19 protein-coding genes are annotated in these 21979 nt (G+C 35.5%); 4 read left to right on the top strand and 15 right to left on the bottom strand.

What is annotated here, in order from left to right:
- The first annotated feature begins 220 nt into the window (after nucleotides 1-220).
- Entirely contained in the window at nucleotides 221-475 is a 255-nt protein-coding gene (locus CAO17_RS00350) for a hypothetical protein (protein ID WP_085990894.1), read from the top strand.
- A 750-nt stretch (nucleotides 476-1225) separates the two neighbouring features.
- Here CAO17_RS00350 and CAO17_RS00340 read toward each other — a convergent pair.
- The 15 genes from CAO17_RS00340 to CAO17_RS00270 form a co-directional block, all read right to left on the bottom strand.
- Complete coding sequence (locus CAO17_RS00340) at nucleotides 1226-2989, bottom strand: asparagine synthase-related protein (RefSeq protein ID WP_085990892.1); 1764 nt, start codon at nucleotides 2987-2989, stop codon at nucleotides 1226-1228.
- Between the two features lie 31 nt (nucleotides 2990-3020).
- Entirely contained in the window at nucleotides 3021-3440 is a 420-nt protein-coding gene (locus CAO17_RS21790) for a serine O-acetyltransferase (protein ID WP_085990891.1), read from the bottom strand.
- A 4-nt stretch (nucleotides 3441-3444) separates the two neighbouring features.
- A complete protein-coding gene (locus CAO17_RS00330; protein ID WP_085990890.1) occupies nucleotides 3445-4698 on the bottom strand; it encodes an oligosaccharide flippase family protein in 1254 nt (417 codons plus the stop codon).
- Nucleotides 4699-4703: 5 nt separating this feature from the next.
- Complete coding sequence (locus CAO17_RS00325) at nucleotides 4704-5906, bottom strand: glycosyltransferase (protein ID WP_085990889.1); 1203 nt, start codon at nucleotides 5904-5906, stop codon at nucleotides 4704-4706.
- Nucleotides 5872-7287 carry an oligosaccharide repeat unit polymerase gene (locus CAO17_RS00320; protein WP_085990888.1) on the bottom strand — a complete coding sequence of 472 codons (1416 nt, stop codon included), beginning with the start codon at nucleotides 7285-7287 and terminating at the stop codon, nucleotides 5872-5874. Before CAO17_RS00320 ends, CAO17_RS00325 begins: the two co-directional genes overlap by 35 nt.
- Nucleotides 7288-7504: 217 nt before the next feature.
- A complete protein-coding gene (locus CAO17_RS00315) occupies nucleotides 7505-8395 on the bottom strand; it encodes a glycosyltransferase family A protein (RefSeq protein ID WP_085990887.1) in 891 nt (296 codons plus the stop codon).
- Nucleotides 8396-8414: 19 nt separating this feature from the next.
- Entirely contained in the window at nucleotides 8415-9389 is a 975-nt protein-coding gene (locus tag CAO17_RS00310) for an SDR family oxidoreductase (protein ID WP_085990886.1), read from the bottom strand.
- Nucleotides 9390-9391: 2 nt separating this feature from the next.
- Nucleotides 9392-10774 (bottom strand): nucleotide sugar dehydrogenase, encoded by a 1383-nt coding sequence (locus tag CAO17_RS00305; protein ID WP_085990885.1) that lies wholly within the window; start codon nucleotides 10772-10774, stop codon nucleotides 9392-9394.
- 7 nt (nucleotides 10775-10781) lie between these two features.
- A complete protein-coding gene (locus CAO17_RS00300; RefSeq protein WP_085990884.1) occupies nucleotides 10782-11888 on the bottom strand; it encodes a glycosyltransferase family 4 protein in 1107 nt (368 codons plus the stop codon).
- A 2-nt stretch (nucleotides 11889-11890) separates the two neighbouring features.
- Complete coding sequence (locus CAO17_RS00295) at nucleotides 11891-12736, bottom strand: NAD-dependent epimerase/dehydratase family protein (protein WP_085990883.1); 846 nt, start codon at nucleotides 12734-12736, stop codon at nucleotides 11891-11893.
- Complete coding sequence (locus CAO17_RS00290) at nucleotides 12733-13368, bottom strand: sugar transferase (RefSeq protein WP_085990882.1); 636 nt, start codon at nucleotides 13366-13368, stop codon at nucleotides 12733-12735. Before CAO17_RS00290 ends, CAO17_RS00295 begins: the two co-directional genes overlap by 4 nt.
- Before the next feature lie 218 nt (nucleotides 13369-13586).
- On the bottom strand, nucleotides 13587-15407 hold the full coding sequence (locus tag CAO17_RS00285) for a polysaccharide biosynthesis protein (RefSeq protein WP_085990881.1): 1821 nt from the start codon (nucleotides 15405-15407) through the stop codon (nucleotides 13587-13589).
- A 407-nt stretch (nucleotides 15408-15814) separates the two neighbouring features.
- Nucleotides 15815-16582 carry a tyrosine-protein phosphatase gene (locus CAO17_RS00280; RefSeq protein ID WP_085990880.1) on the bottom strand — a complete coding sequence of 256 codons (768 nt, stop codon included), beginning with the start codon at nucleotides 16580-16582 and terminating at the stop codon, nucleotides 15815-15817.
- A gap of 424 nt (nucleotides 16583-17006) precedes the next feature.
- Nucleotides 17007-17708, bottom strand: a complete 702-nt coding sequence (locus CAO17_RS00275) for a CpsD/CapB family tyrosine-protein kinase (protein ID WP_085990879.1) — start codon at nucleotides 17706-17708, stop codon at nucleotides 17007-17009.
- Nucleotides 17708-18439 carry a YveK family protein gene (locus tag CAO17_RS00270; RefSeq protein WP_085990878.1) on the bottom strand — a complete coding sequence of 244 codons (732 nt, stop codon included), beginning with the start codon at nucleotides 18437-18439 and terminating at the stop codon, nucleotides 17708-17710. The genes CAO17_RS00275 and CAO17_RS00270 overlap by 1 nt, the downstream gene beginning before the upstream one ends.
- A gap of 436 nt (nucleotides 18440-18875) precedes the next feature.
- On the opposite strand from CAO17_RS00270, the gene CAO17_RS00265 reads away from it, so the two are divergent.
- The 3 genes from CAO17_RS00265 to CAO17_RS00255 all read left to right on the top strand — a co-directional run bounded on the left by CAO17_RS00265 (nucleotide 18876) and on the right by CAO17_RS00255 (nucleotide 21820).
- Nucleotides 18876-20117: an Ig-like domain-containing protein gene (locus CAO17_RS00265; RefSeq protein WP_085990877.1), complete on the top strand. Its 1242-nt coding sequence runs from the start codon at nucleotides 18876-18878 to the stop codon at nucleotides 20115-20117.
- Nucleotides 20118-20144: 27 nt separating this feature from the next.
- A complete protein-coding gene (locus CAO17_RS00260; protein ID WP_085990876.1) occupies nucleotides 20145-20768 on the top strand; it encodes a WxL domain-containing protein in 624 nt (207 codons plus the stop codon).
- Between the two features lie 62 nt (nucleotides 20769-20830).
- A complete protein-coding gene (locus CAO17_RS00255; RefSeq protein WP_218775510.1) occupies nucleotides 20831-21820 on the top strand; it encodes a WxLIP family cell surface protein in 990 nt (329 codons plus the stop codon).
- Nucleotides 21821-21979 lie beyond the last annotated feature (159 nt).

The following is a 21979-nucleotide window of genomic DNA, read 5'->3' as shown; positions in this document are numbered from 1 at the left end:
ACAGGTTCGAATAAATGCTGATTGACATTTATTCGAACTTCCATACTCCTTAGATAAGCCTAGTCTTTTATTACATAAATCATCTCAGATAGACCAACTTCAGATAATCATTTTAATAAAGAAACAATAATTAGGCTGTTCTATTTGAATCTGTACCCATTACATGTAGTCAATTGTTTGTTTTTATTTTAATTAAATTATATATAAGGAGAGCATGCACATGACTGAGATTTTAAATCGTTACAATCAAAAGACGATGGCTCTACTCCCTGCCGAGCATATTTTATACAGTAAAAAGGGTCGTACTAGTACGGTATCTAATCAAAATACTATTTTCAAAAATCGAACGCAGCTTCGGATGGGGGTTACGCGGTATATCCTGCAAGAGCAAATGAAGAGTACCCTTATATGTATGAAAGGATGCCAGACTATTACGGATGCTATAGCAGCAATTGATAACGTTATCAAATCTTGATATATATCACTTTCTGCATACGGACCCGCTGAGAAGGATTTAGATTATGATGAGCTTGTTAGCTGGGCAACCTGAGATTATTGGTAGACAACTAGAGAATAAAAGATTCAGATAAGATAAAACAGCCATTAGAACTGACTTCTGTTCTAGTGGCTCTCTTATCCGCAATTACTGACTCAATCTGTCCGCAATACTCCATTTTAATGTGCCAATTCTTCTAGACTATTTGTTGTTTGGTTAGTTTGTGGACTCTTGGCACATTAACGCAGTGGGAGGCTGACCCTGAGAGCCTAAGGTCATCGACTCTGTGAAAGTTAGTATCCTCATGCCATTTTACGAGAATAATAATATTGATTTCTGCAAAGACCAACGCATCAGCCCTTCTGATTTTGGTATTTCGAAGCTCAATCCCCTCAACCTGGTGTGAACCCAAAATCCACCTTTTATGCTCTAGTATCTTTTGCAACAATTATTTTAGGGCTGAAATTTAAAGTTCACATTCTCATTAACCATTCAATAATTTCTATTTTAAAGTATATTGACTTAATTTTTGAAAAGTCGATAGTACCATCATCACAGAAGATACTTGATATTTGTGAAATAAATAGCATAAAAGTTCCTTTAACTGCTCGTATATCATAAACCTCTAATATATCACAATGTAAGTTTTAGTTAAGGTTTGCCTTTTTTATCTTAAAACCGTACTTGAATTATTCACCATTATACGCTGACCCATCGGCTGCGTTCTTCCTATAGTCTTAACCCTAAATCTTTATTACAAATGATTCCCATAACAATAATCCTATCAACAAACTGTTGATTTGAAATGGTAATTGGCAACTCCCCATCACGAATCTTGTTGGGTAACCAACCTAGTTTATTATTAACTTGTCTTATTAGTTTGTACTTTGCCTTTGAAACTTTTGATTTGAAATCATTTTCCATATTCAATATCTTATTAGTAAATTGTTCAAAGTCAATTTTGCTGCTATAGAATTCAGAACTGTATTCGAAGAGCTTTCTCACATTTTCTTTTTTTCCATATTTATCCTTTATAAATCTGGATGCCCCTCCATATTTTGCTGGGGAAATAGAAAATAGCTTAGGATACATTTCCATTGCTAGTTCCTTGAGTAAATTTTTGTCCGTTCTATATTGATAAGGTAATTGTCTCATAAACTCTAATATATCTTTGTCTAACCAAGGATTAATAAAGTTACAACCCTGCTGCGTAACAATATATCTACAAGGGAGTATATTTCTAGGTAACCTTTCGGTTGTATATAAATAGTCGACAGCATTAGGTAAATCGTAATCACTCTTTCTTTTTAATAATTCACTATGAATTAAGCTATCTCTTTGTAATAGATCATTATATAAATCATTGTTATTAATAATATCCCTCAACTCTTTTTGTTGTGACATAAAACTAATACCAATATGATTAAATGCATCATATTCATTTATATAACTCCCTTTATTCCAACCAAAACTCTCGTCACCACCCATCCAATTATCAGAGTAATTCGATAAATCCGATAAAGGGTCATACTCATAAACCCAATTTCTCATGCCAGCCCAATTGCTTGCACTCATAAGAATACCTTTATAAGGATTAATTTCATCAATTATAAGCTTATTAAAGCTTACTCCAGCCTTTTTAGCTGTTTGCTCAGCCACATAACAATCATCACCATTCATTTCCTTATAAGCATAAGAATATGTATCTACAGGTCTACCTAGTTCAAGCATTACTCCTAAAAGTAATCTAGAATCTGTACCGCCACTTAACAGTAGTGATGGATTATTGTTACGAGTCCTTTTTTCAACAGCATTAATTAGTAGATCCTTCAACTTTTTCTTATACTCTATTTTATCAATCGGACTATGGTTATTTTCTATTTTATAATCCCAATATTTTAATACTTGGACCCCTCCGTCAGATACCTTTATATAGTGACCACTCATTAAGAATTTAACATCTTCATAATAAGTATGGTTATTATGCACCCATCCACTACCTATCATAGATGCAACTGCAGCTAAATTAACTCTTTTATCTAATGTCTGTAATTTAAAGAAATCTTTTAAATGAGATGAAAATGTAATCGTTCGATCAAAAATATTATAATATATCGGTTGAGATGCAAAACGGTCACAAGCTATATATGCTACTTGCTTACTTTTATCAAAAATTAATAATGAATAACTTCCATCGATTAAATTGAGCATTTTTTGAATATCATTATTTTTATATAGTGAGTATAATGCTTTAGTGTACGAACTGTATCCTTCCGTTAAATCGTCACAAAGATATCCTGTGAAAAAAATGTGTATATCATCTGCAAAGTTTTCATAGTTACATTGACCAGATGAAATTAAGAAATTAGCATTTTCAGAATCCATAGCTTCTAATCTTACAATATTATTGTAATTAAGTTTTTTTAACCAATCAGCTAAATATTCATAAGCGGTCCCGAATGTAACAGTTCCGATTATTCCCTTGTTTCTCATTATTATTTATTTCTCCCTTCGAGACTCAGAACTATTTTGTTTTAATTACCCTTGCTGGTATACCAACAGCAACACTATTAGAAGGTATATCTGTTAATACTACTGCATTGGCACCTATTGAAGCATTATCACCAATTGTTACACCTCCAAGAATACAAGCACCTGTACCTATAAGAACATTTTTTCCAATTACCGGATTTGCTCTAATACCACTTTTTCCCCCAATTGTCACATTTTGTAATACCTTTGTGTTTTCTTCAATAACTGTATCATGACCAATAACTACACCAAGACCTTTATGTCCAAACGTTACACTTGGATGAATATTTGCAGTGTATGGTATTTCACACGAATAGATTATTCTTGTTAATCTATTAAAAACTTTCGGGATAAATGGTATTTTTTTTAAATAAAACAATCTTGCAATATTATGCGTAATTATATTAGACATCCGTTTACCTCCTCTTTAAAGCATTACCTATAAGTTTAATATCAGATACTGTTATACTAATTAACTCTTTAATTTTAATTTTTTTATCCCACATATAGTAAGCTAAAAAAGAAATCCCACAAATTGAATAAGAAGCAACGGATGATATTGCAGCACCATACATACCTAATGTTGGAATAGTGAGGATATTTGCGATGATATTTAATATTACACTAATTAAGAGTACTATGAAATAAATCCAGCGTTTCCCTTCTGCTAAAAGAACAACACCTATCATTTTATAAAAAACCATACTAATAGCTCCAAACGACAAGATTATTGTAACTTTATAGGAATTAACAAACTCTGATCCATACATTAATTCTATAGCAAACTTTCCAAAAAATATAAACGCAAGAATCACCATGAATACAGAAAATACGGAAATCTTTATTGTCAATATCGTAGATTTAGTTGAATATTTACGAGCAACTCTAGATGCCAAAACCTCTTTAAATGAATCGGGTATTAACCAAAAATAATTTATTATACCAGCAGCTGTTGCATATAAACCAAGCTCAATCTGCGTACCCATACTCTTAAGAAAAAAGATATCAATACTATAATTGAATGTTATAAGTAGAGAGGTTAACATTGGTAGCCAACTAAACTTAATAACTTCCTTCATAAAAGTAAAGTTAGTATTTAATGGTCTTGGAATTACTCTTAAGAAATAAATATAAATAAATACTGAAATTATATTAATCCCAACTGTTATCAAAACAGGTAAAAGTAAACTACTTTCTGCAAACAAAAATAAGATTAAAAACGAAAACATTCTTACTGACGCATTAAACATTTGAAGTTTAATTCCAAGTCGTATATTCTCTATAGTAACAGTGCTAGCCATTTGCTGCTTTAATACACTAAAAGGTAGTAATATACATACATAAATGAATAATAGAGAATTGCTCAACAAAAAACCTAAGATAATAGCAAGTAATGTATGAATTATTAATTGGGAAAAATAAAAATTTACATATTTCTCAAAAGTTCCATTTGGTTTTTTTCTTCTAAAAAAAGAATAAGATTGATTCAACCCTAAGCCAAATACAATTGTTAACACTGCAACAAGCTGTGTTATATATGCATAGTCACCTTTATATACAACACCTAGATACCGTGTTAGGAAAATCGATGACAACAATCCTAATAGCATTGAGTATATTTTGTTTATTAAACTTAATGAGTAATCATTACTCAATAATTTAGAAATCATATTGGTTAAGTTCTCCTCAAATCAACTAAAAATTTTGAAGCATCCGTAGTACCATCCCTATGATATTTACAGTTCTTCATTAGATTTTCCCTTAAATCATTGTTATTAATTATTTTTTCGATAGAATTAGCGATTTCTTCTCCGCTCATACTGCATATTAACCCAGTTACTCCATGCTCAATTTGTTCAGCAACGGTATCGTAATTTGTAACAACAATTGGTTTTCCAACAAATTTAGCTTCATCAACAGCATTTGATTTACCCTCAGTTCTTGAAGGATGAACAAAAATATCTGCATCCTTAATGAATGAAAGTGTATTTAACTGAAATCCAAGAAGAATAAAAGAATCCTTTATTCCCTTCTCTACGATCATTTTCTCAATCTCCGCTCTGAATTTCCCATCCCCAAGAATAAACCATTTTATCTTAAAACCTCTATCGACCAAGTATTTACATGATTCAATTGCCATTTCTATTCCTTTTAATGGGTCTAATCTTGTAACTGTGACAAGTTTAATATAATTATCCTCCGTCTTCATAAGAGTCTCATCATAATCTAATCTTTTATAAAATGATTCAGGAATGTAATTATAGAACACCTCTATCCTTTCCTTCATAAAAGGATACATTTCTATAAATATCTCTGCACACTCCTTCGAAACAGACAAAGCACCATCTAACTTTTTATAATAACTAGCATCAATTTTAGTATCTCTATTAAGAATTCTTGTATCACTTCTAATCCAGTGAAACTTTTGATTCGCTTCGACTGCATCAAGCATAAAATAAGTAGACAATCCTAATATTCCAAATGCTAAATCATAGTAGTCATTTAATCTAGGTATGGCATCCGCATTCTTTTCCCAAAATTTCTGTCGTTCCTGATTCATATTTTTTCTTAATAATATATGATTTAATAACGCCCTCAAGGCACCAATGAACATTTTAAACTTTCGTTTTTTTATGAAGGTTTTCAGATAGCTAATTGTATTTTCACTTGGGAGTGTAGCAGCAGTCACTAATTCATCAGTTTCCAAAAATTTTACTTTTTTATTATAATATTTTTTTAGACGACCTCCCGGTTTTAACACGTATATAGAAACATCAAACAAGTTATAATCTAATTTATCTAGAAGTGCTAATAAACTTTTCTGAGGTCCCCCAATATTAATATTACTTATTATAAATAGCAGTTTTATTTTTTTCATAAAAATAGGACCTCCTAAACTTAAATCTTTTGTTAATCATTCGATCTATTAACAATATAATCATAATTGGTATAGTCATAACATATATAAAATTCAATATTATAGATACATTTTGACTGTAGGTAAATCCAAATCGAACTGCGAAATAAGAAATAAAATAAATTCCTGATAAATCTTTCGTATTTCTATATATTGAGTCAAACTTAGCCATACCATATACAATTATCGCTTGCGGAATAAAGGAAAATAAATAACCAAAATAAAATAATCCCTGACCCATCGATGGGATAATTTGATCCCTTGCAGCACCACCACCATAGAATGATAAATTAAAGAAAGTAGTTGTCCTATTTTCCATATTAAATAAATGACTTAACCCTGGAAAATTCCCTAAAATATCATTAATCACTGTATTTATCGTAAACATATTTGAATATGTTTCCTTGGCAATGATTGCAATACTCATGTTCTTCGGCCCACCAAAATATAATTCTAAGTAATCAATAACATCACCTAATGAGGCTTGAATTCGAGTTCCTAAATACTCTGTTTTGAGTATTGTCAACTGTAACGCTACTATAACTATTGACACTGACATAAACAAAAATATTTTTCTTCTTTTCTTAGGAAAGGCCTTTAATAAAAAGAACATACTAGCTACCGCAGGCATAATTACAGAATTACGGCTTGTACCACTAAATACCAACACATTGAAAACCATTATTATTATGATTACCAAATAATAGTATATATCGTTATTGTTTTTTCTATATTTCCTTATTAATGGAATTGTGATTAGAATAGGTAAAAAGAGCTTTCCCCAATCCACGAAAATTCCACTCAAACCCGAAACAAGTGCACCGCTTTTAATTAGTTCAATGTTATGGGAATCCATGAAAACAAAGTTGTACTGTAAAAGAATGGATGGATTCAGCATAACGATAAATATTGATAATATTACAACCAATTTTAACAGGATATTCTTTTCTGAATTAACTTCTACATGCTTTTCAATTTTTCTACCACTGTAGTATTTCTTTGTGATGAATATCAAAAATATCCCTAAGCACATTGCCTCGAAAATCATAAATAAAATCCCCGCAGTTAGTGATCCATATTGATCGTTATAATCTGGATAGATAATAATTAAAGTTGGGATTAAAACATAACGAATTGCTGAAATTACATTCAGTACAAACATCCCTGGGTAATTGAAATACTTATGAATTCTCGCCAATGAAATAAAAAAAACACCATAAATAAGAGGTAAAAAAATTAACAATACCTTCTCTTCACCATTACTAAATAAAACTAATGATAATGATAATAATATAAATGCAAAAGAAATAAATGAAGCTTGGCCTAACATTTCTTTTTTCAACTTTCCACCACCATACATTCCCGCTATTTAACATTTTAACTCTATAAAGAAATACACTATATAAAACCATAATCATTCGAAATTATTCCATTGTTATAACATTTCAATTCTATTAAGCACTACACTGAAAACAGTTCAACTAAAATATACTACCTTTGAATTCAGGTGAAAAAGTTAGATTTATTATAATGTATAAATTGGTTTGATAAAAAAGAAATTATTCTAGTATTTTCCTCCACTTTAAGTATAATAATTGTCCTGGAAAATAGGATATTCCAAGTAAAAATGGTCTTTTTGCCAACCTTATAACATCAAAAAATGACTTGTTAGCTATTTTTGCATAAGGCCAAATAGAAATTGCATATTTAAATTGCGTTGATATATTTGCCTTTGGGCTCATCATTAATTTTGCATAATACATCATACCCATAGGGTTTCTTAATCTAAGTTGCCGCCCATTTTGTGTTAAACCACCTTCTTGATACTCAGCAACTCCTATTACTTCAGGAGAATAAACAATTTTATATTCGTCTGACATTTTAAGTTGCAATACTGTCGGTCCGACATACTTTTCCCCTTCAAATTCTGGATACTTATACTTATTTGTTACCTTGTTAAGATAACATATACATCCATCATGTTTTCCGAAATTTCGATAATATTCATATGGTGTCATTTCATGATCAACTTTAATCGGCTGACCCTTAGGTTTTAGTACATTACCATCAGTTGTATTATAATGAAAGAAGAAAGCTCCTATTTTTTTATTCCCAGCATATCTGGTCAAATATTTTTTAATTGTACTGACCGCACTTGGGTTTAAATAATCATCACTATCAACTATCGCAAAGACCAAAGCACTTTCACATAGTGAAAAACCCTTGTTTAATGCTCGAGCCTTCCCCCCATTCTCCTGATAAATATAATCTATATTAATCTTTTTTTCTTTTAGCATCCCTGCAACTATTGTACTTGTTTTATCAGTACTTCCATCATCAATAATCAACCATTTAAAATTGTTATCTATTTGGACTTTTAAACTTTCATAAAGTCTAGGAAGCGTATTAGCCCTATTATATGTTGGGGTTAATATTACTATATCATTCATTTTAGCGCTCCTTAATTAACTATAGTGTCTCCCTATACCATTCAACAGCTTCAAAAATTCCTCTATCAAAACTCCACTCAGGTTCATATCTCAACATTTGTTTTGCTTTAGTTATATCAGCATTACTATGCTTAATATCACCTTTTCGATCAGGTCCAAAAATAGGCTGAATATCTTTTCCTAACGCATTTAATAAATGATTATAGATATCAATTAAAAACTCTCTTCCACCATAAGCAATATTAAATGCTTGTCCTGCCGCTTCATGAGAAGCATTACAGGCCTTTAAATTAGCCTCAATTACATTCTCAATATAAGTAAAATCTCTACTCTGCTTTCCATCACCATTAATAGTTGGTTGCTCATCATTAAGTAACTGTTTAATGAATTTGGGAATTACTGCCGCATAGGAACCATTAGGATCCTGTCTTCTACCAAACACATTAAAATAGCGCATACCATAGGTATCAAGCCCATATAATTTAGTATAAAGCTTTCCATATTCCTCATTTACCTTTTTAGTAAGAGCATACGGTGACAGTATATTTCCTTCTCTTCCTTCTTTTTTTGGAAGGTTAGGCTCGTCTCCGTAAACAGATGAACTCGAAGCATAAACAAACTTTTTGACCTCATTTTGTCTAGCAGCTTCCATCATATTTAATGTTCCCTTTATATTAACCTCTTCATAAAACAAAGGCATCTCAATACTTCTCGGTACACTCCCCCATGCAGCTTGATTTAAAACATAATCTATTCCTTTACAAGCCTTCATACACGTTTCAAAATCACGAATATCCCCTTCAATAAATTCGTAGTTGGGATTATCTAAAAGCTCCTCTACATTCTCCTTTTTACCAGTGGAAAAATTATCAAGACCTCTTACTTGATAACCTAATTCAAGTATTGCTTCTACTAAATTAGAACCAATAAAACCCGCTGAGCCAGTAACTAAGAATATACTGCCCTTTGGAAATTTTATATCTTCATATCCCATGTTTATAGCCTCCAATATACAAATCCTGTATCCTCTGCTTCTTTTCTATTAAACATTCCCTTAAGATCCATTAATACATATTCTTTATTATCATTAACTAAATCAAATTCAGATGTTGCAGCTACTTCGTTCATAACTTCCGAATTAACATAACCGGTTGGACCAAACATCATTTTTATCTCTTCCAATTTAATGGTTTTAAATTCTTCGTGTGGAACTGCAAATATTACTGCATCCATTTCTTTTATATCTTCTACTTCACATAGATTAATTCTATATTCACGCCACAGATCTTCTTTATCCGCAACAGGATCCACAACTTTAACATCTACTCCGTATTCCTCTAATTCTTTTACTACATCCACTACTTTTGTATTTCGTACATCAGGTGTATTCTCCTTGAAAGTAACACCAAAGATAGCCACCTTGGAACCGTTTATTTGTTTATTTGCCTTAATCATTTTCTTAACTGTACTTTCAGCTATATACTTGCCCATATCATCATTAATTTTTCTACCTGAAAGAATAATTTGAGAATGGTAACCCATTTGCTCTGCTTTATATGTCAGGTAATATGGATCAACACCTATACAGTGACCACCGACTAGCCCGGGAGAGAAGTTAAGGAAGTTCCACTTTGTTCCGGCTGCTTCAAGTACTGCTTTCGTATCAATTCCCATTTTATTAAATATAATAGATAACTCGTTCATAAAAGCAATATTAATATCACGTTGTGAGTTTTCTATGACCTTTGCAGCCTCAGCCACTTTAATACTTTCTGCTTTATGAACTCCCGCTTCAACAACTAATTCATATACTTTTGCAACAGTATCTAAAGTTTCCTTATCTTGGCCAGCTACAACTTTTATTATCGTTTCTAATCTATGCACCTTATCACCAGGGTTAATTCTTTCTGGTGAATATCCAACTTTAAAATCTACTCCACATGTTAGTCCAGATTCCTTTTCTAATATTGGGACACAAACATCTTCCGTTACTCCTGGAAATACAGTGGATTCGAAAACAACTATTGAACCTTTTGTTAAGTTCCTACCTAATGTTCTACTTGCAGATTCTATTGGTGTTAAATCCGGCGTATGGTCTTCCCTTACAGGAGTTGGTACCGCGACAATATGAAACTTTGCTTCTCTCAGTCTAGCTTCATCTGACGTAAAATCAACCGTCGTATTTTTAATTACATCGTTTCCCACTTCCTTTGTGGGATCTAATCCGCCTTTATATAAATTAATTTTTTCTTTATTAACATCAAAACCAATTACATCAACTTTCTTAGCAAAAGCAACCGCGATTGGCATACCGACGTAACCTAATCCAATTAATGATATTTTTTCCATTTTATTTATAATGTTTTCATATAATCCCATTTATAAATTACCCACTTTCAACTATCTTATTAATTTCATTCAAGTACGAATTCACTACAATATTCCTATCAAATTCTTTTTCAGCCTTTTCTCGACTTCTTTTACCCATTAAATTTTTTTCTTCTGTTGATAAGTTGATAAATTTCTCCATAACATCTACAAGCGATTTAGGATCAGCTACTTCACACAGAAAACCATTATAACCATCATCTACATTATCTTTACATCCATATGTGTTGCAGGTGATTAATGGCCTTCCAATAGCAGCTCCTTCTTGTAGAACAGTACCTCTACCTTCGCCGTAGGATGGCAAGACAATACAACTCGAATTTGCCATTATACTTGGAATATCATCCCGTTTCCCAAGATAAGTAATTAATCTCATCTTCTCATATTCGTCGAGCATTTTTTTATATTTTTCCTCATCAACAAAACCTACTACTTCAAACTCCACATTGTTATATATTTTTTTTATTTCTTTTGCAGCGTATAGATACTCTTCAATCCCTTTATCCTTTAATACACGCGCTATAAAAGTAAATTTAATTTTACTAGTTTTATGAGGAGTACTATACCTAAAAAGGTCTAAATTTACTCCCGAACCAGCAACTACCATGGTTTTTTGGTCTCCTGAGATGATTTTCAAATCTCTGTACAAATATTCATTATCAGAATTCATAAAAGCAATCATATTTGCAGCTCTAAATGCGATTCTATTTAAGAAAACAATTATTTTTTTGTAACTTACATTTCTAACAAATACTGATCCTAAACCCGTTACTGTATGAATTACATTTGTTTTATTAACCCTACACGCTAATCCCCCATACATATTGGGTTTTAATGTGTATGTTAATACTACATCAGGTTTTACTTCTTTTAGAATCTTGTTATATTCTAAAAATAGTCTCAAATCTGTTATGGGATTAGTTCCACGCCGGTCTAGTGGAACATCAATGAACTCGCACCCCATTTCTTTTAACAATTCTACTTTTTCACCATATGGAAGTGCTATTACCACTCTGTAATTTTCTTCTATTAAACTTTGAATAACTTCTTTTCTAAGATTATAAGTATATAAATGGTGATTACTCAGTATCAGTACTGTTTTCACTCTTAACCCTCCGTTGCCTCAACTGAGTCCTTAAAATTTACTACTGTATATTTTAATTCAAGATGACCAGACATTGATTTCTCATAAACTAAATCACCAAATACCTTATTAAAAGTACCTGTCTTTAATATCTTTAGTATTGGATTAAATAATTTCGTCAATAACACCTTTTTTCCTTGACTTTTAGCAATTAAGTTAACTAACTCCGACGTACACACATATTCTTCATTCTGAGGATAGTAAGTTCCGCTACAATTACCTTCAATCAATTTCCTAACAAATTCACACATGTTATCTATATAAATCATACTCCGCTTATTCTTAATATCCGGAAATAATGGGATATTGTTAGCTAGCTTAGATAGCCTGTTATAATTCCCTTTGCAACCTTTACCATAAATCATCGGCGGTCGGACTATCACAATTTTAAAGTTATCATCTCCTAAGGGGGTGATTAACTTCTCCGCCTCAAGCTTAGACTTCCCGTAATTACTCTTGGGTGTAAGGGAGGAATCTTTTGTAATAACACCGTTTTCTCTTCCATAAACACTCATGGAACTTAAAAATATAAAATGTTTAACTCCTTCTTTTTTTGCTTTTTGAGCAACTTCGTAAGCCAAGTCTCGGTTAACCTTATAATAGAGATATGCATTAGAATTTGTTTCTTTTATATGAGCAATCCCAGCTGCATGAAACACAACATCATACTCCGAAAAATTCCTTTTTTTCCATGAATCATTTCTTATACTAATAGAATCTATTAAAAATCTATCTGGATATTTATCGAGCCATTTTTTTAAGCTAGTACCAACATAGCTGTTTTTTCCTGTTATCAGTATTTTTTTCATTTAGATACGCTCTCCTCGGTACTTGCTACTTCTTTCTCTTCAGTTGTCCCACTCCCACCTTCAACTACCCCATCACTTTTCACAACACTTACAATGGTCCCAAAGAAACACCTAACATCCATCCAAAAACTAATTTCCTCTACATACTCCCCATCCAACTTTGCCTTAACCTCAACAGGAAGCTCGTCCCTACCATTAATCTGAGCCCAACCAGTCAGTCCAGGTGGAACATCATTAGCACCATATTTATCACGTTCTTCAATCAAATCAAATTGATTCCATAAAGCTGGACGAGGTCCAATTATACTCATTTGCCCAATAAATATATTCCAAATTTGAGGCAATTCATCTAAAGATGTCTTTCTTAAAAGCTTCCCAACTCTAGTAATATATTGTTCTGGATCTCCTAATAAATGAGTTGGAGTGTCCTTAGGTGTATCTATTAGCATAGTGCGAAATTTTAATATATAAAAATGTGTTTTATTCAATCCTACACGTTTTTGTTTGAAAAGAACCGGGCCTCTTGAATCTAATTTAATAGTAATAATAAGAATTAAAAAAATAGGTGATAGTACTATTAATCCAAGTGAAGAAAGGAAAATATCTATCAACCTTTTGAATCTTAAATACAAGCTTAGAACACCCCTTGAATAATAGTTTTAGTAAACTAGAACCAAATTGGAAACTTTTCCAACCAAATACTAATAAACTAAGCCCATTGATAGTAAATTGTTATACTGCTTTTGCCACTTTTTTTATTGCTGAGCTAGGTGGAAGACTAAACCCAACCCAGCCTTATTCTATAAACACCTATATATTAAGTATTTATTATTGATTTACAACCATTTACTCACCCACTCATCAACTCCCGCTCCCGATAAACAATCCTCATCAATTCTTCCTTCAACTCTACCGAATCAATCTGCTCAAACCGCTCAATCAATTCCTCAATCACTCCAAAGTCAAACTCCACGGTCCGCCCAACATAAATCTTCTCATAAACCTCACCAGGCAGAATCTCATTCTCATTCAAGATTTCCTCATACATCTTCTCTCCAGGACGAATCCCAGTAAAGGCTATCGGAATTTCTTCTTCGGTATAACCGGATAATTTAATAAGGTTTCGAGCTAAATCAACAATTTTCACCGGTTCACCCATATCAAGCACAAAGATTTCTCCACCCTTGGCAAGTGTACCCGCCTGAATCACAAGTCTAGATGCTTCTGGGATGGTCATGAAATAACGTGTCATATCGGGATGGGTCACTGTAACAGGTCCGCCTTTTTCAATTTGTTTCTTAAAGAGTGGAATCACACTACCACGGCTTCCAAGCACATTCCCAAATCGTACGGCAACAAATTTGGTATGGCTTTTCTTCGCCATGCTTTGGACAACCATTTCTGCCACCCTCTTCGTTGCCCCCATTACATTCGTTGGGTTCACGGCTTTATCGGTTGATACCATCACAAATTTTTCTACCCCAAAGGTATCGGCAGCTTCTGCTACATTTTTCGTACCGATGACATTGTTCTTCACCGCTTCATGTGGATTGTATTCCATCAATGGGACATGCTTATGTGCTGCGGCATGATAGATGACCCGTGGATGATGATGTCCAACAATCTCAAATATGCGATCACGGTCTTGGACATCTCCGATAACCGGGATAATTTCTATATCCGTATCCTTGTAAGTCTCTCTTAATTCCATATCAATACTATAAATGCTAAATTCTCCATGACCGACAAGAAGGATTTTTCCCGGATTAAATTTCATCAGCTGGCGGCAAATCTCGGAACCAATCGAACCACCGGCACCAGTAACCATGACGGTTGATCCACTAACATATTCCGATATCGATTGAATATCCAATTTCACCGGATCCCGGCCAAGTAAATCCTCGACTTCGACATTTTTCAAATGCTGGACCGATACTTTCCCTGTCATCAAGTCCTCGAGCTTCGGAATCATCTTCACCTGTACCGTTGTCTCATGACAGGCTGCCATAATCTTATTCAATTCTCCGCTTTTTAACGAAGGGATGGCAATCACAATATGTTCAATATTCTTTTCCTCCACTATCCGTGGAATATCCTTCACCGTTCCTAAAACCGGTAGATCATATAATTGCATTTTTTGCTTTCGTAGACTATCATCCACAAACGCAATCGGACATAATTCCGCATGATCATGCTCATTTTTTAATTGTCTCGCAATCATCGCCCCTGCAGCACCCGCTCCCACAATAAGTGTTCGTTTCTGGTTATCTGCATGGGTTAAGTACCGATCTCGGTAAATACGCCAAGCAAATCGCGAACCACCAATCAGAATAATATGCAGGAACCAGGTGACCAACAATGCACGCTGGTATACGGTAAAATCATTAAATAAAAACTGAACAATGGCTGTCGCAATAATGGATAGCGTAATTGCTTTGATAATGGCAACTAATTCCCCAACACTTGCATAGGCCCATACCTTGTTGTACAGCTTATAAACAAACGCGAATATATGATGAAAGATTAAAAGTGCAATTGCAGAAACAAGCATAATGCCTGTAATCGAAAAATCATAAAATGGATAAACAATCCAAAAAGCAATAAATACTGCTGTACTAACAATCACGGAATCTAGCAAGACAAGCAACGCTAATCGCTTGAAATAGGACAAACCCCTCACCCCTTTTTACCTCATTATTTTATAAAAACGTTCATTTCACATAGAAGATAGTAACAGTAAGTATGTAGAAACGAACCCTTTGAACTATGTTTGAAACATGCATATTTCAGCTGTTTTTCTTAAGAATGGTTGTACGATGCACAAAATAGAAAGAATGTTTATTACTCTATCTGTGCGTAAGTTTATTTCCGCTCTAACCAGCTAGCATAATAGTGAAAACTTATTTTGCCATTGAATCAATTTAATTATTAATTGATTCAATGTTGAAAACCACAAAACCAGCGAAGGAAATACACGAAGACTCCAGTGGGATGAAAAGCCTAGGTGAGACTACGGAGAGCGTTAGCTCGCAGTAGGCTCAGCAGCGCCCACGGAAAGCGTAGTGTATTACGCCGCATTTAAAACAACCCAAGAAACTTTTTCTTTTTCATGCGAGTAGGCTCCATTCGCTGTACGGTATCACCGTCTACAAGCAATGCAGCATTTTCCATCAGAAAGAATCGTGTTTGAATGCCATGTACTTTTTCCACTTCGCTATAGGCTTTTTCCATAAAAAAACCTCGTGATGTTGTATTATGGGCATCCGAAGCTATGAAATGGGTTAGGTTATTCTCGATAAGTTGATGGGTACGTTTTTTTGTTTTCTTGCCAAACCTTCCTACGACACTTGCGGCTGTAATCTGGGTTAGTATTCCCTTCTCTACCATATCGTATAGAATTGACGGGTGCTCCATCATTTCTACATTTCGTTCGGGATGAACCACAATCGGTATCAATCCTTCTAATTGAATCTCAAATAATAATCGCTTTGCATAACGTGGTACATGATCATGTGGCAGCTCAACAAAGATGTATTTCGTATGCTCTGCCAAAGTAAGTAGCTTTCCACTTCTCCATTCCTCTACCATCTCCCCATGTAACCTTGTCTCTTGACCAGGAAGGACGTTAAGGGGAATGTCATGCTGTTGGAATGCTTCATTTAATTCCTTCGTCAGCTGGATAATATCCCGCTTCTCATTACGATACTTGCCATTTTGATGATGCGGCGTGGCAATAATCGTTTGAATTCCTTCGTCAATGGCAGCTTTTGCTAATTGAAGACTATCCTCGAAGGACTTCGAGCCATCATCGATTCCTGGCAAAATATGCGAATGAATATCTATCATTAGAATTCACTTCCTAAACGTTATCTCGTTCTTTTTACCTACGACCTGTAACCGAATAATAGTGTAACAGAAAAGAGCCCCAAAAACACTGTCAATTGTTGCCACATTTGGGAGCTCGGTTCAATCGCAACCGTTATCAATCGTGCATCACAGGGACGTTCTTCCCTTGTCAAAATGCGTATATCGCTTTCCGTTACCCTATTATCCTCAATCTATGAAAAAGGGTTACTTTTGGTAATCGGATAGTACATTGGTATTTTAGCAGAAAAATTAGTATATTCATAGGGTATTTTCAGAATTATTGTCACTTTTTCGTGTAAATGTAACTATCATTGCCTTTCTTACTAAGGAAATATGCCTCCTCTTCCTATACCAAAGCAAAAAAGCCCTACACTTATCGAACAGTAAAGGGCTTTTCCTTGAATCATTTATGATAGTAATAGTAATAATAGTTTTTATCCTTTTTATCTCGGCCATTCAGAATCGTACCTAATACACGCGCATTAACCGAACGCAATGCTTCTATCGCCTTTTGCCCTGCTTCAATTTCCGTTTGTTTACTACGGACAACCAGAACAGTTCCATCACAGACATTGGATAGGATCTGTGCATCGGTCACGGCTAATACAGGAGGGGAATCGACGATAATAACATCATAGGACTGACGTAAATCATTCATAAGCTCCTGCATCCGTTTCGAAGCTAATAGCTCGGATGGATTCGGGGGAACCGGTCCACAGGTAATGACATCAAGATTTTCTTCACCAGAGGCTTGAATCGCTTGGGCCACCATCGTATCACCAACCAAAACATTGCTAAGGCCTTGGAGATTTTCCAGCTGAAAGGTATAGTGCATCGTTGGTTTTCGCATGTCGGCATCGACAAGAAGAACCTTTTTCCCCTGCTGTGCATAGACAATGGCAAGGTTCGCTGCCGTCATCGATTTCCCCTCTTCCGGACTCGCTGACGTAACTAAGACAGCCTGCAGGGTTTCATCCACTGCTGCAAACTGAAGATTCGTTCTCACCGTACGATATTGCTCAGCAACCGTCGATTTCGGACTTAATTTTGCAATCAGCTGACGCATTTTACTCATATTTTTCGTTTGTTTCTTGCGGCGTGCCATTACGTCGTCCCCCTTCTACTTCTTTTATTCGCGCCTTCTTTCAGTTCATCATCCCCCACAAAGGAAATGACACCCAGTACAGGTACCTGTAAGTGATTTTCAATATCCGCTTCATTCTTTATCGTGTTATCTAAATACTCTAGTAAGAAAGCAATTCCGACACCAGCCATGATACCAAGCACAATCGCAATCGCAATGTTTAGCATCGGATTCGGTTCAACCGGAGATGGATTCACAGCCAATTCCGCTTCCGTCAGTATGTTGACATTATTGACATTCATCAGCTGAGGAATCTCCGCCTGAAACACACGCACAATCGTATTCGCTAAGTCTGTCGCAAGCTTCGGATCGGGATCAGTCACCGTCACTGTTACGACCTGCGAATTCTCGGCACTGGATACGGCAATTTTATCAGCAAGCTGTCCAGCCGTCATGTTCAAATTCATGCGTTCAATCACCAAATCAAGGATTCGCGGACTTTTGATAATGACATTATACGTATTAATAAGTTCCACATTCGTCCGTACATCCTGTTGGGTAAATTGCTGCTGTGGGTCTGGGTTACTTTGGTTCACCAGAATCTGGGAGCTATTTTCATATTGGGGTGTTAGAACAAAGAAGCTTAGAACTCCGGCAATCACCGCAGCGCCTACCGTTAATAAAATAATAAGTGCTAATCGCTTTCTAATGACTTCAAATATCTCCCTCAGGGAAATTGTTTCTTCTTCCATCCTTATACCTCCATGTATTTTCATTCATGTATTCATACTTTTGACCTATTGTAATTTCACGAAACAACACAAAGGAAATTATAACACATATTACAGACAGGTTTTAGTTTTTTTTGTGTCATGTTGTAGAAAATTTGGGAATTAATGGAAATTTAGTGGTTGATGGGAAGGTTTATTTTTTTCATTTGATGTGGGTAGAGCTGCATTGGGGGATGTCAATATCCCCCTTATCGATTTTTTGATAAAAGGAGTACCAAATTTGAAAAATAGAACATAAACCAGATGCAATAAAAGATAATTATCTACATCTTTCACCAAAAATTACCATATTTATTATAATTTTCCTATATTTTCTGTCATTTACCTAGTATAATTAGATTATATAGATAGGATATATTACCTATCAAAAAATAGTAGGAACGGAAGGGAGGGCAATATGACGTGTGTTTTTATCATAAAAAAGGGCAGATGGTTTATGGTTGTAGTCATTACTGTCCTTAGTCTTTTCTCTATGCCAACAATGACGAATGCAAACCTTTTGGATCTTAGTTTATTAAAGGAGCAACATGTAGATGTTCGCTATGATGCAGAGGAAGGGAAGCTCGTATTGGATATATATGGGGATGTCGTCTTAGATGTCAGTTTAGGGACAACCCAATATATCTATCTGCTTCCACCCGAATTAGCATTTATCGTAGACCATCCGGATGCCATAGCTATGACGATTGAAAAAAAGCTTCTGGGATTGATAGGGTCACCGAAACCGGTGGATAGCATAACCATCGATAAGCCTAATAGAGTGATCATCGGGAAGGATGCTTTCGATATGACCGATCTTATTACAGGGATTTCTTCTTTACGTGCAAAGCTCATCATTGATTTAAAAAGGTTAGATGTCCACTCGTTACCCCCATCGGATGACGGTGTATTAGAATTCTATGGATTTGCCGCAAAAGAAGGGCTTATTAATCTGAAACTACTCGAACGTAAAGATTACAAAGCTACTATCGAAACGAGTTTGCCAGATACAACGCCACCTGAAGCCCCTATCGTCCATCAGGTAACCGATCAGGACACCGTTATAACAGGGACAGGAGAGGCCAATACATCTGTAAGGATTCAGACGCCAATCGGGGTGTACAACGGAAGGCTTGACCAAGAAGGGAATTTTCGGGTGGATATACCGCTCCATCGGGCAGGAATGGAAATAATCGTGACCCTAACAGATAAGGAAGGAAATGAGAGCGAGCCAACAACAACATCTGTAATTGGAACCATCCTAGAGTTCATCGTCCCAAGTCACATCCAATTCCCGGAAACCATCATACCGCCGTACGAGGTGACCATCCCAACCGAGGACCCTAACTGGGCGATTACCGTTCGGGATACCCGTGGCCAGGGCTCTACGTGGCAGATTAAAGCAAGAGCCACTGCACCTTTATCTACCATAGATGGGGATACTCTAAGTCGGGAAGCATTACTATTTTCAAAGAATAACAAGGTTTTTCCTATGATAAACGGAGTAATCATCCACGAAGGTGAGACAGGGATAGAGGAACAAACAGTCATCCAATGGGAGGAAAATGAAGGGATTCAATTAAAATTAAATCCTTTCGAAGCGCAAGCCAATAAGGAATATTCTACAACCATCGAATGGACGTTAGAAGATGCGCCATAATCAAATAAATAGGAGGGGGAGTTTAAAATGAAGTGTATGCGTAGTATTCTTATCGGAGTCGCTAGTGTAGGCCTCATTTTTGCACTAGCAACCCATGTGTTTGCAAGTTCAACCAAAACGTCAGATGTAACCGTTTCATTTATAGAAGATCCGACTGTTCATCAATTGAGTCTTGATGCTGTACCTTCCATCAAATTTGGGGAAAATGTACTATCGTTGAAAGATGAAGTCTATGAATCTACTACCATCGAGCCTTTCGTTCAAGTTACCGATAATCGTTTGAATGCAGTGGGTTGGAAGGTGGAGGTGAAAGCATCTCCTTTTACTTCAACGAGTGAGGATATCATAGAAGGTGCAGAACTTCGATTCCAGAATGCAAGGGTCATTCCTGATTCAAGCTATAAAGATTTTGCCGAACCAACTCCTGTAACACCTGTTAGATTAACAACCGATGAAGTAGCGACAGAGGTCATTTCTGCGGAGGCGGGTGCCGGGCAAGGGACTTGGAAAACAAAATGGCTCCCAGCAAGTTATGACCCAACAACACCACCTGCAACCAATAACAACGTGATATTATCCGTTCCGGGTGGGAGTGCCAATCAAGGCACATACACTTCCACATTAACGTGGACGCTTAAAGATGCACCATAAATAGATTCTAAATGAGATGGGTAGTGGGAAAGTTGAAAGCATGGAAATATTGTCTCTTGCTTATGATTGGTCTTTTATTTGTTGTATCAGAAGTTTCCGCAGCATCAGGGGAAGTTGGGTATTCAGTTCGGGCGATTATCCCAGAAAATCAGTTGGACAAAAATCAGACCTACTTTGATTTACGTATGAAACCCGGTCAAGAGCAGGAAATTCACGTGGAAGTTTATAACCGCTCCAAAGAAGAAGCCCAATTTATGATTCACATTACGAATGCCAAGACAAACCGGAATGGGATTATTGATTATACGAATACTACCCAAACGGAATGGGATGAAACCTTAATCTATCCCATGACCGAAATAGCTTCGATCGATGAACAACGATTTCGTATCCCTGCTGGAGAATCCAACGTTATCCCTATCACGCTACAAATGCCAGAGGAAGCGTTTGACGGTATGATTCTCGGTGGGATTTATCTTGAAAAAGTAACAAATGAGGAAACAGCGGAAAAGCAAGCGGTCCAAATAAAAAATAAATATTCGTATGTCATTGGCTTGAAACTAACAGAAACCGATGTGGAAGTAGAACCCGAACTTCATGTAAAAAAGGTTGAACCTGGTCTCGTCAACTACCGGACAGCCATCATTGCAACCATACAGAACAGTAAACCCGTTATTGTTGATAATCTTATGTTGGAAGCAACGGTTTTAGATGCTTCTGGTAAAGAGGTCAACCAGACGAAAGTAGAGGACTACCGAATGGCACCTAACTCAACGATGGACTTTACTATCGATTGGAATTATCAAGACTTCGATCCTGGAACATACACCCTAAAGCTCCACGCAAAAACTGGTGAACATAGCTGGAATTGGGAAGAAGCCTTCGAGATTGAGAAAGATGAAATACAAGATATAAACAAAAAAGCCATTAAGGAGACAGAAATAGACCAAGATGATTCCAATGTAACCACCTATATTATCATAGGACTGATAGGTGTTATTTTCATCTTAATTGGCGTGATTGTTTATTTAGTACGATCTAGGTTGAGGTAGTGTGGGGCGTATGTGGAGAAGGAATCGCGCATATACGGAGGGCGTCGCGCATTTCCGACGTGTATCGCGCATATACGGAGGGCATCGCGCATTTCTGGCGTGTATCGCGCATATACGGAATGGGACGGAGGGTCAGGTACATCGGCCCATGGTATGGTG

The organism is Oceanobacillus senegalensis, assembly GCF_900176885.1.
GTDB classification, from domain to species: Bacteria; Bacillota; Bacilli; order Bacillales; family Amphibacillaceae; genus Oceanobacillus; species Oceanobacillus senegalensis.
Note: the sequence above shows the minus strand (reverse complement) of the source record. Positions and strands in the feature narration are given on the sequence as shown.

What these genes read in the sequence shown, in the direction of transcription:
- CAO17_RS00350 (WP_085990894.1), top strand. Translation starts at nt 221, where the DNA reads ATGACTGAGATTTTAAATCGTTACAATCAAAAGACGATGGCTCTACTC.
- CAO17_RS00340 (WP_085990892.1), bottom strand. Translation starts at nt 2,989, where the DNA reads ATGAGAAACAAGGGAATAATCGGAACTGTTACATTCGGGACCGCTTAT.
- CAO17_RS21790 (WP_085990891.1), bottom strand. Translation starts at nt 3,440, where the DNA reads ATGTCTAATATAATTACGCATAATATTGCAAGATTGTTTTATTTAAAA.
- CAO17_RS00330 (WP_085990890.1), bottom strand. Translation starts at nt 4,698, where the DNA reads ATGATTTCTAAATTATTGAGTAATGATTACTCATTAAGTTTAATAAAC.
- CAO17_RS00325 (WP_085990889.1), bottom strand. Translation starts at nt 5,906, where the DNA reads ATGAAAAAAATAAAACTGCTATTTATAATAAGTAATATTAATATTGGG.
- CAO17_RS00315 (WP_085990887.1), bottom strand. Translation starts at nt 8,395, where the DNA reads ATGAATGATATAGTAATATTAACCCCAACATATAATAGGGCTAATACG.
- CAO17_RS00310 (WP_085990886.1), bottom strand. Translation starts at nt 9,389, where the DNA reads ATGGGATATGAAGATATAAAATTTCCAAAGGGCAGTATATTCTTAGTT.
- CAO17_RS00305 (WP_085990885.1), bottom strand. Translation starts at nt 10,774, where the DNA reads ATGGGATTATATGAAAACATTATAAATAAAATGGAAAAAATATCATTA.
- CAO17_RS00295 (WP_085990883.1), bottom strand. Translation starts at nt 12,736, where the DNA reads ATGAAAAAAATACTGATAACAGGAAAAAACAGCTATGTTGGTACTAGC.
- CAO17_RS00280 (WP_085990880.1), bottom strand. Translation starts at nt 16,582, where the DNA reads ATGATAGATATTCATTCGCATATTTTGCCAGGAATCGATGATGGCTCG.
- CAO17_RS00275 (WP_085990879.1), bottom strand. Translation starts at nt 17,708, where the DNA reads ATGGCACGCCGCAAGAAACAAACGAAAAATATGAGTAAAATGCGTCAG.
- CAO17_RS00270 (WP_085990878.1), bottom strand. Translation starts at nt 18,439, where the DNA reads ATGGAAGAAGAAACAATTTCCCTGAGGGAGATATTTGAAGTCATTAGA.
- CAO17_RS00265 (WP_085990877.1), top strand. Translation starts at nt 18,876, where the DNA reads ATGACGTGTGTTTTTATCATAAAAAAGGGCAGATGGTTTATGGTTGTA.
- CAO17_RS00260 (WP_085990876.1), top strand. Translation starts at nt 20,145, where the DNA reads ATGAAGTGTATGCGTAGTATTCTTATCGGAGTCGCTAGTGTAGGCCTC.
- CAO17_RS00255 (WP_218775510.1), top strand. Translation starts at nt 20,831, where the DNA reads ATGATTGGTCTTTTATTTGTTGTATCAGAAGTTTCCGCAGCATCAGGG.